Origin of the sequence: Alcanivorax sp. MD8A (genome assembly GCF_002888555.1) — a bacterium.
In the GTDB taxonomy this organism is placed as follows: domain Bacteria; phylum Pseudomonadota; class Gammaproteobacteria; order Pseudomonadales; family Alcanivoracaceae; genus Alcanivorax.
Genome location: NZ_AQOQ01000018.1, coordinates 24,543 through 37,779, shown reverse-complemented (window position 1 = coordinate 37,779; position 13,237 = coordinate 24,543). Strand labels below are relative to the sequence as shown.

The window sequence follows — 13,237 nt, the reverse complement described above, 5'->3', positions numbered from 1 at the left end:
AGAAAACGGAGCATAGAATGAGTGTAACCCTGCCGAGGCAACGGAAAGTGAATGCGGGCGGCTTTGCATTGGCTGTGGTGTCGCTGACCTGGCTGGTGTCGTTTTGCGAGGCACAACCCGAGCCGGAAACCCTCACGGTCACTGCGACGGCGTACAACTCCCTGCACGGACAGGGGCACGGCAAGGACCATGCCCTGGCGGCGTGGGGAGACAGGCTGGAGCCGGGCATGAAGGCCATTGCGGTGTCCCGTGACCTGATTGCGCTGGGGCTGGACCATAACACCGAGGTGGAGATCGAGGGGTTGCCCGGAACCTGGAAAGTCAAAGACAAAATGCACCGGCGTTGGAAGAAAAAAATCGATATTTACATGGGTGAGGACATTGAGGCCGCGCGGGAATGGGGGCGTCGCAAGGTCGTGATCCGGTACACCGTGCCAGCCCGTGAGAGCGGGCAGTGACAAGACGACATTCCTTGCTGGCGGGTTGCAGGGCAACCCGCCGCTGACACTATTCCCGACTCATGAACTGCATCAGCAGGCGTGTGGCCCGGCTGGGCAGCAGCTTGTTGCTCAGCGTCATCAGTTTGAAGACGCCACCCACCGGATTGTGCACAGGGGCAGTTTCGGTGGCAGCCTGGAAGACGGTGCGGGCGATGTCGTCGGCATCCAGGTTGACCCCCATGCGATCGACAACCGGTGAACGGAAGCTGGCTTCGGTCAACATGGGGGTGCTGACAAAGGGGGGCATGATGTCGAGTACCCGAATGCCCTGGCGGCCCCATTCAATATCCAGTGCCTCAGTCAGCGCACGCACGGCAAATTTGCTGGCGGAATAGGAGGCGAAGTGCGGAGTGCCGTAGAGCGCCGAGGCGGAGCTCATGTTGATGACGGCAGCACTGTTACTGTCTTGCAGTAGCGGATGGGCGGCCAGCGTCATGTTGATCAGGCCGGTGACATTGATGTCGATAATACGCTTGTGCTGCTCGGCGCTGATGTCTTCAAAATGCCCCATCTGCAGGATGCCGGCACAGTTGAACAGCACATCCAGTCCGCCGCTATCGGCAGCGAATTCCTGGCAGGCGTGACGGCAGGCAATGTCGTCGGTGACGTCCAGCTGCCGATACCAGCACTGATCCAGCTCGCTGGCCAGCTCGACAAGTGCGTCGTGGTTGATATCCGTCAGCCCCAGTGTCCAGCCATTGCGGTGAAACAGGCGAGCGGTGGCCAGGCCGATGCCGCTGGCCGCGCCGGTGATCAGGATCCGTTTCATGGGCGGACGTCCTTCCAGTGTTGGTGAATGAAGCGGGCGCAGGTCATCAGTGCCTGGTCGGCATCAGCCAGTACCCCGGCGTGGAGCTGGAAGTCATGCCAGCGTTGAGGGTGCACCTGCAGGCGTGCGGGCGTGCCAGCGTCATTGAGTGCCTGGCACAGCCGGTGGCTGTCATTGAGCAGGATCTCGTCACTGCCGGCCTGAATCAGCACCGGTGGCAGGTTGCCCAGCTCACCGTTGATGGGCGAGCACTGCGGGCGGGCACGGTCGGTGTCTGCACCGGCGTACAGAAGGGCGCCGCTCTCCAGCCAGGCGGGGCTGAGCAGGCAATCACGGTCGGTGTCGAACAGTGCCGTGGCGGTCAGGTCGACCCACGGTGAAAACAGGATCACGCTGCTGGGCAGGGCAACCTTGCGGGCCTGCAGGGCCTGCAATAGCGCCATGGCCAGCCCGCCGCCGGCGGAGTCTCCCATCAGGGTGAGGGTGTCCGGGTGAACGCCTTCATCCAGCAAACTCAGGTAGACCGCCACCGCGTCGTCAATCGCTGCCGGGCAGGGGTGCTCCGGGGCGAGACGGTAATCTGGCACCACCACCCGGGCATTGGCATAGCGGGCCAGATGAGAGGTGATGGCTTTGTGGGTGTCGGGGCTCCCGGCCACATAGCCACCGCCATGCAGATACAACACCGTGCCTTGGGCATGAAGCGGTTGATAGTGACGGCAGGGCACATCGCCAACCGGGGCGTCATGACTACCCACGTCCCGTGCTGTCAGGGTGGTGCCGGCAATGAGGGTCATCCAGCGGCGTTGAGTCTGGATGCTGAAGCGCGGGTTGACCACCGGTTTGAACAGCAGCGCCAGCGAGGTGCGCAGGATCCCGGCCAGCACTTGCTGCAGCAAGGATTGAGACCGGCTGATGCGGTCAACGAACAAGCTCATAGTCGCTCCAGTTTACGTGGCGGGTAAGGCGGCGATAGTCGAAGGTAAAGCCCGGCCAGTTGTTAGTGTTCTTGCCGCTGTCAGTCTTGTACCAGCTATGGCAGCCCTTGTCCCAGACGGTTGCGCGTATCTTGCGTTGCACGTCGTCATTGAATTGGGCTTGTACCGTATCGCGGACCTCCAGTGCACGCAGGCCTTGGTCATCCATCTCTGCCAGACACTGGCGCACATAGTGAATCTGGCTTTCCAGCATGTAGATGATGGAGTTGTGTCCGAGATTGGTATTGGGGCCGTAGAGCATGAAGAGATTGGGGAAACCGCGAACAGTGATGCCCAGGTAGGCCTCGGCTCCGTCCTGCCACGCCTGGTTCAGATCCTGGCCGTCGCGGCCGATAACGGTCATGGGGGTGAGGAAGTCAGTGGCCCGGAATCCGGTGCCATAGATAATGACATCGGCCTGGTGGTGGGTGCCGTCAGTATCGGTCAGGCCGGTCGCATCGACCGACGCGATGCCGTGGTTGATAACGTCCACATGGTCCTTGGCAAGGGCCGGATAATAGTCATTGGACATCAGGATGCGTTTGCAGCCCATGGGGTAGTCCGGGGTGAGCTTCTCACGCAGCGCCGGGTCGGCAATCTGCTTGCTCAGGTGGCGCTTGAACAGCCATTCGTAGATCTTCATGGCCTGCTGCAGGGACGTGAAGCCCAGCACCCGGGATTCATTGGCGGCGTAAATGCGCAACCGGTCCAGCGTTTGGGTGGCCGGGAGCCATTTGAGCAGCCGGTGCTCCAGGGAATGGTAGGGGCGGTCAGGTTTGGCAATCACATGGGCCGCAGAGCGCTGGAACAGTTTCACCCGGGCGGCCTGTTTTGCCACTTCCGGGACAAACTGGATGGCACTGGCGCCGGTGCCGACCACAGCCACGGTTTTGCCTGTCAGGTCGATGTCATGGTTCCAGCGGGCGCTGTGGAAATGCGCTCCCTGAAAATCCTCAATGCCGGCGAGGGGGGGATAGGCAGGCTGGTTGAGCTGGCCTGTCGCAGTAATCAGTGCCTTGCAGGTGAGAATGTCACCATTGGTCAGAGTGACCTGCCAGGTGCCCGTATCATCCTGGTAGCGGGCGTCGGCGACTTCGGTGTTAAAGCGAATGTGGCGGTAGATGTCGTATTTGCGGGCGCAGTATTGCTGGTAGGCAAAGATTTCCTGCTGCGGGGCAAATCGGCGACTCCAGGGGTAGTGCCGCTCAAAGGAGTACGAATACAAATGGGACGGCACGTCACAGGCCGCACCGGGGTAGGTGTTATCGCGCCAGCAGCCGCCCACATCGTGGCCTTTTTCGATCAGCAGGAGATCATCCTGCCCCTGTTCCTTGAGACGAATCGCCATGCCAAGACCGCCGAAACCGGCGCCGATGATGATGACCTGATGGGTAGGGCTCATGGGGTATACATCCCGTTAACTGTTATTGATACCACTGTAGCGAGACCGGTTGCTGCTGTTTATGGCATTCTGGGACACAAAATTGTGGAAAACGGACACAGCCATGAGCACCCTGCGCGCCATTACCAGCGTACGACTGCAAGCCGCCTATGGCGCAGAGCAGGGGGTGCCTGTGTCGGTAGCACTGGCAGGTTCGGGGATTGATGCGGCCATGCTCAATCAGGCGGACGCCACCATTGAATCGGCGCAGGAACTGAAGGTGATCGAGAACCTCTGTGCGCACCTCGATGACCCCGTGTCTCACGGGTTGGCCATGGGACAGCGCTACCACCTCAGCAGCTATGGTGTGTGGGGCTTTGCCCTGCTGAGTAGCCCCACCTTTGGCGATGCCATTCGTTTGGGGGTGCGCTATCTGGGGCTGACCTTTGCATTTGTGGATGTGCGGTTGCAGGAAACCCGGGACAACGCCGTCCTGGTGCTGGAAGATGCCGGGTTGCCGGAAGTGGTGCGGCCGTATCTGCTGGCCCGGGATGCCAGTGCCATCATGGTGATCCAGGAGGAGCTGTTTTCTCTGCGGGTGCCTTTGACGGCATTACGGCTGCGATTGCCGGACAGAGACCCCGAGCAGGTGATCTCGTTATTCGGTCGCGAGCCGGTTTTCGACAGTGCAGTGAGTGAGGCGGCTTTCGCGCGCGGCTTGCTGGATATGCCGTTACCGCAGGCGAACCCGGTGACGGCACGGCTCTGCGAAGAGCAGTGCCACCAGTTGCTGGTGCAGCGACATTCCCGCGGCGGAACGGCGGCCCGATTACGCCGGCGGTTGCTGCAGCAGCCGGGCCACTTTCCTTCTCTGGAAACACTGGCTGAGGAGCTGCACATGAGTCCCCGTACCCTGCGACGCCATCTCAACCGGGAGGGAACCGGATATCAGGAACTGCTTGATGAGGTGCGACGGATGTTGGCAGAGCAGTGGCTGACGCTGGGCATTCTGACTCTGGAAGAAATCAGCGAAAGGCTGGGGTACTCGGAGCTGTCCAACTTCATTCACGCTTTTCGGCGCTGGACTGGCCAGACCCCTGCCCGCTATCGGCGTGGCCGAGTCGCGGGCTGAAGCGGCCTCTCAGGGCATCTTCGGCAGTTGCATTTCCCCTTCCTTGTCGAAGGCCAGGGGGATGGGAACACCGGCCACCCGGGCCTTGCCCACTAGACGGTATTTGAGTGGTTCACCCTGTTGCTGCTGGATCTTTTGCAATTGCTGCAGGCTGCTCATCAGGCTGGTGGTGATAGTGGTCGTCACCTTGGCATCGCCCATGGCAGGGAGGGTGACGGTGTCCCCGGTCAGGCCGCGGGCAAATTTTTCGCCGTTCACATAGATTTCGTAATCCAGGCTTTTCAGTGTCAGTTCCCGGTCATTGGGGTTGCGCGCTCTCAGGGTGAGCCCCCACTCCTGCTCGAACAGGGTGAAGCTGTTCAGGTTGATGCCAGTGACACTGACTTCCGGGGCTTCAAGCTGGCCAAGGGTATGGCAGCCGGACAGTAGCAGGGCGGTGGCCAGAAGCCAGGCAGAAACGCGTGCTTTCATTGGGAATCCATTTCGTGAGGGTGTGCGGTAAGGCTCAGAGACTCACTAGAATACGGACAAAGGTTCATCGCGAAAAGCGAGAGGCGAAACGCAGTTGGTCTGGGGCGCGCCAGTGGAACCCGCTGGAGAGAGGGGCGGAACAAGTGCATGCCGGACGGCCCGGCCTCCCGCCACGCCACCGCGCCCCAAGGGGGCGCGCATGGCGCGGCATCCTGGCCGGGCCGCCGGCACGGTGTCGGCACAGCCGACCCCTTGATAATGGTCCTCATGGGGGAAGCATGGCAAGGGCCATCTGTGAGAAATTTGTATCCGCTCGGTTGACGGTATTGGTGGAAAATTGACATCGGCTGTAACCGTGGGATGAGACAATGCCGACAGTCATGGCGCAGAGTCTGTGCTAGATTGCTGAAAAACCATTGAAAGCCTGAATTCGGGGGAACGATGCGCCGCGTAGTTGTGATGCTGCTGTTGCTGGTGATGGGCCAGTTGCATGGGGGCGAGCTGGACAAGGATCTGGCAGATTTCAAACGGGATGTACTGGAAGTCAACAAACGCCTGCTATTGCTGGAAGAAGAGTTGTTGTTCCCGGCGGACACCCAGGTTGGGATTTATGTATCACTGGATGTGGGGCACTTCTTCCAGCCGGGCAGCATTACGCTGGAGCTGGATGGCGAAGTGCTGGCCAGTCATCTTTATACCGAAAAAGAAATTCGGGCCTTGATGAACGGCGCGGTGCAGCGGTTGGCGCTGGCCAATGTGAAGAACGGTGAGCATGAATTGACGGCGTTCGTGACCGGTATCGGTCCCAGTGGCCGGGAAATTCGTCGTGGCGTGAACGGCCAGTTCGAAAAGGCCCATGGCCGCCATTTTGTCCAGCTACATATTGAAGACGATGAGGCCAAACAGCAGCCCCGCTTCCGCTTCCGGGACTGGCGCTAATGCGCGGTGTGGTCTATCTGCTGCTGTTGTGCAGCAGTCTCGCCTGGGCACGACTGGATGAGCCCCATGCGGTAGAGGAGCCCGCCTACGGTGAGGTGGCTTACCTTTACCTGCAGGGGGAGTATTTCGCCGCCTTGACCCGTGCCCAGATGGCCCTGGAACGCGGCGAAGTGCAGATTCACAAGCCGGAACTGCAAGTGCTGCTGGGGGCCATGTACAGCGCCTACGGCATGCCGGAAGACGCCGAGAAAGTCTTTGGCTCGCTGCTTGATACCCAGGTCAGTGACGGGGTGGCCCAACGTGCCTGGATTCATCTGGCCGGCCTGTTTTATCGCCAAGGCAAATACCCACAAGCGCTGGAAACCCTGGAAAAACAAGTGGGCGAGCAGCCGCCTGAGGCCTTGCAGGAAGTCTTTTATAGCTTGCGCGCCAAGATCCTGATGCGTCTGGGGCGATATGAAGACGCAGCCGAGTCGCTGGATGCCTTCTCGGAAAACCACCCGCTTAATGCCTATCTTCGCTATAACCTGGCGATCAGCTGGATTAACGGCGAGCATCCCTCACTGGGTCAGGAGTGGCTCTGGAAGTTGGCCAATCTGCCGCCCGGCAGTCCGGAAACCAACGCCATCAAAGACAAGGCCATGCTGGCCCTGGCCATCTACATGCTGCGCAGTGATCAGCAAGAGCGTGCGCTACAGCTGCTGAGCAATGCCCGCCTTGAAGGCCCGTTCTCTGATATTTCCCTGTTGCTGTATGCCCGCGCCCTGTTACTGGCCAACCAGCCGGGCAAGGCGTTGCCGGTACTGCAGAAACTGGACCAGGGCTCGATTCAGCGAGCCAGTGTGCAGGAAGCGCAACTCGCGATCCCGTATCTGTATGAATCGCAGAACAACCAGAAAGCGGCCAGACAAGCGTTCGAGACAGCACTGGATCGCTTCGACAAACTGGATACTTATCTGGTCCAGGTCGAGGCGCACATTGCCGGTGGGGAGTGGTTTGCCGAGATGGTGGGTACGCCGCGCTGGTCCACCGCCATGGACCCGGTGCCGGCCTTCCTGCCCCAGCGGGTGAGCAGTTTCCCGACCTTCTATGAGTGGTTTGCCACGGCAGAATTTCAGCAAGGCTGGAATCAATACCATGAGCTGATGCGGCAGCGTAACCTGCTCAGCCTGTGGCAGCAGAAGATGCCTGCCATGTACGCCATGCTGGAGGCCCATGAACGCAAACACAATACCTTGCGCCCAGAGGCAAAAGCCTTGCTGCAGGATCTTGCCGGCCAGGATTTTCAGGGCCGGATGACGCGCCTGGAACGTCGTTACAGCGAGGCGGTGGAGGCACAGGATCCACTGCCTTTTGCGACGGACCGGGAGCAGCGGCTCTGGGATGCGCAAGAGCAGGCCCGAGCACGCACCGGGCGCTGGGGTGAGCAGGCGCGGCCGGACATGGTCGAGAAACTGGATTTCTACAAGGGGCTGTTGTTGTGGGAAATGCAGGAAGACATCGTGCCGCGGCAATGGGATCGCGAGCGCGAACTCAAACAGGTGGAGACGCTGCTGGAGCAGAATCGTACGTTGCGCAGCCGTGTGCTCTATGCGGCCAACAGAGTTGACCGCCTTGAGGTGTTCCAGCGTGAACTCCCTGAACTGGAGACCGTGCTTGCCAGTTTGCAAACGCGGGGAGAAATGTTGATGCGTCGCCAGCAGTATGGGCTGCAGGCCTCGGCCTATGAGCAGGTAACGGCCACCCGGGCGCGGTTGAAACGATTCTCTGCATCGGCCCATGAGGGGCTCGCCGATCTGTATCACCGAGCCTTGCGTGAGCGCCGCAAGCCACCCGCACCCGCACCGGGACAAGGGCTTGAGTCCCTGCAAGTGCAGCCGCAAACAGCGCCCTGATTGCCGACTACCCGCCGGGCCTGCTTTCCAGGCCCGCGATGAGGTGTCAGAGATTAGGGGGGGGCGGTCAGGTCACTGGAGTAGCTGACCCTACCTTGCTGGTCGATGAGGATCGCAGAGGTATCAGGCAGTCGATTGATCAATGCAAGCCCCTTTTCTTTTCCCAATACAAATACGCTGGTCGACAGGGCGTCGGCATCCATGCTGTTGTTGCACAGCACAGTCACGCTGACCAGTTCCCCGGCACTCTTGCCTGTCTGGGGCGTGAGAATGTGATGGATGCGTTCGCCATCCTGAATGAAATAGCGCTGATAATCGCCCGAGGTGGACATGGCGATATCGGCAATGGGTAGCCGCATGGCGATGTCGTTTCGGTCGCGCGGATGCTGTATGCCCACTTCCCATGGGCGCCCGCGGTGGTCCCCCAGCACATAACTGTCGCCGCCGAGTGACAGCCAGGCATGTTCAATGCCGGCAGCTTTCAGCAAGGCAATCCCTCTGTCGATGGCGTACCCCTTGGCAATGCCCCCCAGATCAATGCGTGTACCCGGGTCGGTAAAGCGCACTTGATGGTTATCCTGCAACTGTATCCGTGAAGCGCCGATATGCTGGGTGGCGCGTTGCAGGGTTTGTTCATCCGGCGCCTTGCCTTCCCGGTAATCGTACAGGTGGCCTGCGCTGGCAAAGGTAATGTCGAAGGCGCCATCGGTGAGCTGGTAATAATGCGCGGAGCGCTCCAGCAGTTGATAAAACTCGTCACTGATGGTCTGTGGCTCGCTGGCGGCCTTGCGGTTGAGTCGAGCCAGTTCGCTGTCTTCCACCCAGGGGGACAGCAGCTGATTTAGCCGTGCCATTTCTTTTTCCAGTTTTCGGAACACCGGTGCAGCGGGAGCGGTAGACCACAGGGTTACACTGGCGCGGGTGCCCATGACGTCCCATTGGTGTTGTTGCCACTGGGCAAAAACGGGCGAGCATAAAGCCACAAGAAGGCTGCCCACCAGCAGGCGGGCAGTGAGGCGAAAGCGCATGGCGGTTGTCACCTTTGCAGTGTCAGAGAGACGGTCGAATGGCCGGCAACCAGGAAGGGCTCCGATGCCTTCGCTTGCTGCCGGCAGTGGTCTGGCTAGATGGTACCATTGACGATGGGTTCAAAGGCGGTAAGCCGGTCCATGGAGGCGGCATTTCCCAGGCTGTGGTTGGGGAACCTGCTGGCAAATTGCCCCTGCTCACCATGCAGGGCCAGGTAATTGAGCCACACCACTTCGGCCAGCAGGTTAACGTTGTTGGCAGCAGGGCTACCCGCGGTTTCCACCGAGGCATCCGATCGCATCCAGCCGATTTGCTGCTGATCGTTGTTCAGTGCGGGGCGAGCCCCGTTGGGGTTGTAGACCAAAATGAATGACGCGGCGGTAGAGGAATTATCGCCGGTCCATTCTCCTTTGCCGCGTCCTTGCACGGAATCATCAATGCGACCATTGCTGGATACGGAGCCGTCACTGAACACATACATCATCAGAGGCATGCCCTTGCGGCGCGCATATTCCAGGCAGGCGCCCATGCAGCGGCCAGCACGCAGGTCGCGCTGCTCACCGGTACCTCGCTCGCCGGTATGATAATCAAAGCCGCCCATTGAGATGCAGCCTGCCCCGGCGTAGCCGTTAACCACCAGCTTCATGATGGAGGCGGTTTTCTGGAATTCCCGGTCCCGCAGCTCGTCCTCGTTGAAGATGGCAAGGATGTCCAGATCCTGCTCAATGTCCAGCTCGGCCGGATCGCCAAAGCGTTCGGTAATGTCGGCGGCTTCCACATAACCACAGCGCAGCAGGTCTTCAAGGTTGGCGCGGCGGTTGCTGTCGTTGAGGCCGCTGTCGAGTTGGTCGATGCGGCGGTGGCTGATGCGGGCGATGCTTTCCATGACCGACACCGCGTCGGCCTGGTCCAGCAGGCCCACCAGTTTTCCGGTATCGACCAGACCGGTCACATCGGTGGCCCGGTCTACCTTGGTGGGACGAGCGGAGGCGATGATCGAGCCGTCCGGCGCCATGGAATTACCGCCGGACACCGAGCTGCTGGAGCCGATCAGGGACATCAGCTCCCCGTCGGCGCCAGCGGTGAAAATGCCGTACATGGGGTTGTGCGGATTGTTGGCGGTGTCGTTTTCCGAGCGGGCGGGGATCACGCAGCCATTGATGGCGGGGGCGGCGGCAGCGGCTTTTTCCATGATGCCCTGCAGGAACGGCGAATCGCTGTGAAAGGCGAGGCCGAGCTCACGATTGACCACACCGGGATCGTTGTTGGGTGCCATGCTTCCGGGCAGGCCCAGCTTGGAGTAGCCGCCACTGCTGAGAAAATCTTCCTGGCCGCCCTGACCCCCTACCAACACATTGGAGCCGGCAATGTTGGCACCACCGGCCAGATCAAAACAGATAAAGGGAATCTTGCCTGCGCCCGCCGCGGCGATGCCGCAGGTTTCCTTCATGGCTTCCAGTCCACCACTGAGCGCCATGGCCTCGCGGGGGTTACTGAACAGACCGAATAGCCCGACGGTGCCGAAGGCGGCGCCACTGACCAGCCCGCGGCCGAGCATGTCCCGGCGGCTGACCGGTTTGCCGTGGCCGAGATTCAGCAGGGGCGCATCCGGGTGCAGGGGTTGCTGACGTTTCTTGAAAAAATGGCGTCGTATCATCTCTCGTCCCCTTCTTATTGCACCAGCATGGTGGCACTGCCCAGCATGGCTGCGCAGGCGGCCTTTGTGGCGGTTGCGGTGCGTTCCTGGCACGTCGCATCGTCGCCACTACACTGGGTCAGGTTGGTAGTGAACAGCAGGTCTTCCAGCTCGCCTTCGACGGCGTTACGCGATGGCTGGTGATTCAGGTCCAGCCCCACCATGCGGTCAAACAGGGGGGAGATTACCCGGTCACGCCATTGCTGCTGGGTGATGGTTTCCACGCGGGCGTTGTAATTCATGCCCACGAACAGCGCAGGAATGCTGCTGTCGCCGTTGCGCTCGGCTTCCACCAGCGCGTTGCAGTATTCGATGGCCAGCTGTGCCACACCGATTTGGTGGGCTGTCAGGAAGGCCTCGATATTTTCTTCGGTGGGGAGCTGGGTGCGCAGTCGTTGATAGGTATCCGGCACCTCTCCATGCCCTTGGGGAACCCCGGTGAGCTGACTCATGGTGGCATTGACCTCGGCAAAATCTCGCAGGCCGATAGAGGGTTGCTCGCCGTAGGTGTTTGGCATCAGTGGCAACGGGGCGGGCTCGGTGTAGACGTTGGTATGTTGGCCCAGCCGCTCAAAGGTAAGGAAAAACTCATCGTTATCCTGTCCTTGTTCCACTGGCAGCAAGGTGCCAAGCCGTGACAGGTTTTCGCCCTGTTCACTGTAGCCGTCGCCGCCTATCAGGGTGTCCAGGGTGGCAAAAGACTGGGCAACGCCAGGGACACGTCCGTTAATGCCGATGCGCAGTCCCTCAAGTGGTGCTTCGTCTTCGACGATATCCTGCTGCAGGTTGATGAAGTAGGGCGCAGCAAACAGATAGCTGTAGTTATCGAAGCGGGATACCTCGAAGACCAGATAGGCCCCCGGCTGGTCGATCAGATGGCCAATGTAGAACGGCAGGAAATAGCGTTCGCCGACACCGGCGGCAAAGTTGGTTTGTATCTGTTCGGCATTCAGAGCGCGGTTATGGATCGCGGCAAAACGGATCACGCCTTCCCAGGGCCGGTCGCTGGAAGCCTCGTTGCCCAGTACCAGGGCGAAGGTGTCGTCCCAGGTACTGAGCAGGCCGGGGGTTGCCGGGTCCATGGCCTCGTTACGTTCGCCATTGATGTACAGCTGGCGACCATTGATGGGGTCGAAGGTCAGGGCGACATGCTGCAGGCTGGCCTGAAGTGGGTCATCGTCGGTGGCCAGCACGGGCTCGCCGTTGGCGTCGGTGGCTTCTCCGATCCGCTGATAGGCCAGATAGTTGCTGGTGCTCTGTGCCAGAGTCAGGTTGCGCGCATCCGGACCTGCGGAATAACTGATGATATGGGCGTTGTCCTGGCCGGTGCTGGCCGGTACCAGCCAGGCTTCCAGGGTCAACTCGCCGGTGGCGGTAATCAGGTCGTTGAGCTTGCTGCTGGCCGCTGTACTGCCCTGGGCTTTGGCAACATTGCCGTTCAGGCGAATCCCCCAGCCGCCTTCCCAGGTGACATCGCCACTGAGTTGCAAGTGCAGGGCCGGGTCGACACCGGAGCTGTCGTAGGCGGTGGTGCCTTCGCCGGTTTTGAACTCGTAGCGGGCAATGACATTGCTTTCGTAGCGTCCGCCACCGGCGGCCAGAGTGCCATCGCCGACATTGAGTGCCTTGCTGAGCACCAGATCGCTGTCAGGTGCGGTGGCGGTGATGCCGTCGGCCATGGCCCGGATAGCGTCCTCCATCTCCTGGGCGTCGCTATCGCAGTCGGACCAGCAGTTATGGCTGTCTTCACCAAGACGCTCGACCAGCCGGCTGAGTTCGGGCTGATTCAGGTCGATCTTGCTTTGTGCGGCACTGTAGGCTTCGTTGACATCATCGGATGCCAGATAAGGCCCCTGTGGGGTGCCCGCGTCGCTCTGATGACACTCGCTGCAGTAATCGTTGAGCAACGGGTATACGGTGGTCTCGAACAGGCTCGCGTCAGCAGGGAAGTTCTTGCTGTTGCCGGGTTCCTTGATGGGAGGTGTGTTCAGCTCGGTGGTTCCACCTCCCAGTCCCAGCGATTGTCCCGCCCAGGCGCTGATCCAGGTGCTGATCTGGTCAGCGCAGTACTGCGGGTCGTTTTCCCAGCAGTTATGGCCGCCGGCCACTTTTTGCACCATGCGGGAGGCAGAAGGCTGGTTCAGGTTGATCAGCGGGTTGGCGGCAGCATAGGCGGCGTTGATGTCGCCGGTCTGCACAAATGCCGGTTGCTGGTCCCGGTGACAGGCGCCGCAGCGCTGTTCATCGACCAGGTTGTTCCAGATATAGATCTTGAACGCTGAAACATCTGAGCTGCGCGGTGCAGGGCCGGTGTAGTTCACATTGTCATTGTTGCCGCCCGTGTTGACGTTGGGCTGAGTGGCTGCGCCACTGCCGCTGCCGCCACAGGCAGACAGCAGTGACAGGGCGCCAAGCGCGGCGGCGGTGAGTATCCAGTGTCGCATCGCC

At 60.6% G+C, this 13,237-nt stretch carries 11 protein-coding genes; 4 read left to right on the top strand and 7 right to left on the bottom strand.

Annotated features, from left to right (window positions below; all coding sequences use genetic code 11):
- The first annotated feature begins 17 nt into the window (after nucleotides 1-17).
- A complete protein-coding gene (locus A15D_RS10770) occupies nucleotides 18-458 on the top strand; it encodes a 3D domain-containing protein (RefSeq protein ID WP_022983716.1) in 441 nt (146 codons plus the stop codon).
- 49 nt (nucleotides 459-507) lie between these two features.
- Here the strand turns inward: A15D_RS10770 and A15D_RS10765 are convergent, their stop codons facing one another.
- The 3 genes from A15D_RS10765 to A15D_RS10755 are packed head-to-tail and all read right to left on the bottom strand — an operon-like array spanning nucleotide 508 to nucleotide 3,648.
- Nucleotides 508-1,269 (bottom strand): SDR family oxidoreductase, encoded by a 762-nt coding sequence (locus tag A15D_RS10765; RefSeq protein ID WP_102791933.1) that lies wholly within the window; start codon nucleotides 1,267-1,269, stop codon nucleotides 508-510.
- Complete coding sequence (locus A15D_RS10760; protein ID WP_102791932.1) at nucleotides 1,266-2,207, bottom strand: alpha/beta hydrolase; 942 nt, start codon at nucleotides 2,205-2,207, stop codon at nucleotides 1,266-1,268. The genes A15D_RS10765 and A15D_RS10760 overlap by 4 nt, the downstream gene beginning before the upstream one ends.
- Nucleotides 2,191-3,648, bottom strand: coding sequence for an NAD(P)/FAD-dependent oxidoreductase (locus A15D_RS10755; protein ID WP_102791931.1), 1,458 nt, complete (start codon nucleotides 3,646-3,648; stop codon nucleotides 2,191-2,193). Before A15D_RS10755 ends, A15D_RS10760 begins: the two co-directional genes overlap by 17 nt.
- Nucleotides 3,649-3,751: 103 nt before the next feature.
- Between A15D_RS10755 and A15D_RS10750 the strand changes: the two genes are divergently transcribed.
- A complete protein-coding gene (locus A15D_RS10750) occupies nucleotides 3,752-4,759 on the top strand; it encodes an AraC family transcriptional regulator (protein ID WP_102791930.1) in 1,008 nt (335 codons plus the stop codon).
- A gap of 9 nt (nucleotides 4,760-4,768) precedes the next feature.
- Here A15D_RS10750 and A15D_RS10745 read toward each other — a convergent pair whose 3' ends face one another.
- Nucleotides 4,769-5,230, bottom strand: coding sequence for an LEA type 2 family protein (locus A15D_RS10745; RefSeq protein ID WP_022983711.1), 462 nt, complete (start codon nucleotides 5,228-5,230; stop codon nucleotides 4,769-4,771).
- A gap of 441 nt (nucleotides 5,231-5,671) precedes the next feature.
- Between A15D_RS10745 and A15D_RS10740 the strand changes: the two genes are divergently transcribed.
- Entirely contained in the window at nucleotides 5,672-6,169 is a 498-nt protein-coding gene (locus A15D_RS10740) for a hypothetical protein (protein WP_102791929.1), read from the top strand.
- Entirely contained in the window at nucleotides 6,169-8,064 is a 1,896-nt protein-coding gene (locus A15D_RS10735; protein WP_102791928.1) for a lipopolysaccharide assembly protein LapB, read from the top strand. The genes A15D_RS10740 and A15D_RS10735 overlap by 1 nt, the downstream gene beginning before the upstream one ends.
- A gap of 53 nt (nucleotides 8,065-8,117) precedes the next feature.
- Here the strand turns inward: A15D_RS10735 and A15D_RS10730 are convergent, their stop codons facing one another.
- The 3 genes from A15D_RS10730 to A15D_RS10720 all read right to left on the bottom strand — a co-directional run bounded on the left by A15D_RS10730 (nucleotide 8,118) and on the right by A15D_RS10720 (nucleotide 13,233).
- Nucleotides 8,118-9,092 (bottom strand): FAD:protein FMN transferase, encoded by a 975-nt coding sequence (locus tag A15D_RS10730; RefSeq protein WP_102791927.1) that lies wholly within the window; start codon nucleotides 9,090-9,092, stop codon nucleotides 8,118-8,120.
- A 95-nt stretch (nucleotides 9,093-9,187) separates the two neighbouring features.
- A complete protein-coding gene (locus tag A15D_RS10725) occupies nucleotides 9,188-10,750 on the bottom strand; it encodes a general secretion pathway protein GspF (RefSeq protein WP_102791926.1) in 1,563 nt (520 codons plus the stop codon).
- A gap of 14 nt (nucleotides 10,751-10,764) precedes the next feature.
- Nucleotides 10,765-13,233: a LamG domain-containing protein gene (locus A15D_RS10720; protein WP_102791925.1), complete on the bottom strand. Its 2,469-nt coding sequence runs from the start codon at nucleotides 13,231-13,233 to the stop codon at nucleotides 10,765-10,767.
- Between the last annotated feature and the right edge of the window lie 4 nt (nucleotides 13,234-13,237).

Bases quoted from the DNA above. Each gene is read 5' to 3' on its own strand.
- A15D_RS10770 (WP_022983716.1), top strand. From the start codon at position 18: ATGAGTGTAACCCTGCCGAGGCAACGGAAAGTGAATGCGGGCGGCTTT.
- A15D_RS10765 (WP_102791933.1), bottom strand. From the start codon at position 1,269: ATGAAACGGATCCTGATCACCGGCGCGGCCAGCGGCATCGGCCTGGCC.
- A15D_RS10760 (WP_102791932.1), bottom strand. From the start codon at position 2,207: ATGAGCTTGTTCGTTGACCGCATCAGCCGGTCTCAATCCTTGCTGCAG.
- A15D_RS10755 (WP_102791931.1), bottom strand. From the start codon at position 3,648: ATGAGCCCTACCCATCAGGTCATCATCATCGGCGCCGGTTTCGGCGGT.
- A15D_RS10750 (WP_102791930.1), top strand. From the start codon at position 3,752: ATGAGCACCCTGCGCGCCATTACCAGCGTACGACTGCAAGCCGCCTAT.
- A15D_RS10745 (WP_022983711.1), bottom strand. From the start codon at position 5,230: ATGAAAGCACGCGTTTCTGCCTGGCTTCTGGCCACCGCCCTGCTACTG.
- A15D_RS10740 (WP_102791929.1), top strand. From the start codon at position 5,672: ATGCGCCGCGTAGTTGTGATGCTGCTGTTGCTGGTGATGGGCCAGTTG.
- A15D_RS10735 (WP_102791928.1), top strand. From the start codon at position 6,169: ATGCGCGGTGTGGTCTATCTGCTGCTGTTGTGCAGCAGTCTCGCCTGG.
- A15D_RS10730 (WP_102791927.1), bottom strand. From the start codon at position 9,092: ATGCGCTTTCGCCTCACTGCCCGCCTGCTGGTGGGCAGCCTTCTTGTG.
- A15D_RS10725 (WP_102791926.1), bottom strand. From the start codon at position 10,750: ATGATACGACGCCATTTTTTCAAGAAACGTCAGCAACCCCTGCACCCG.
- A15D_RS10720 (WP_102791925.1), bottom strand. From the start codon at position 13,233: ATGCGACACTGGATACTCACCGCCGCCGCGCTTGGCGCCCTGTCACTG.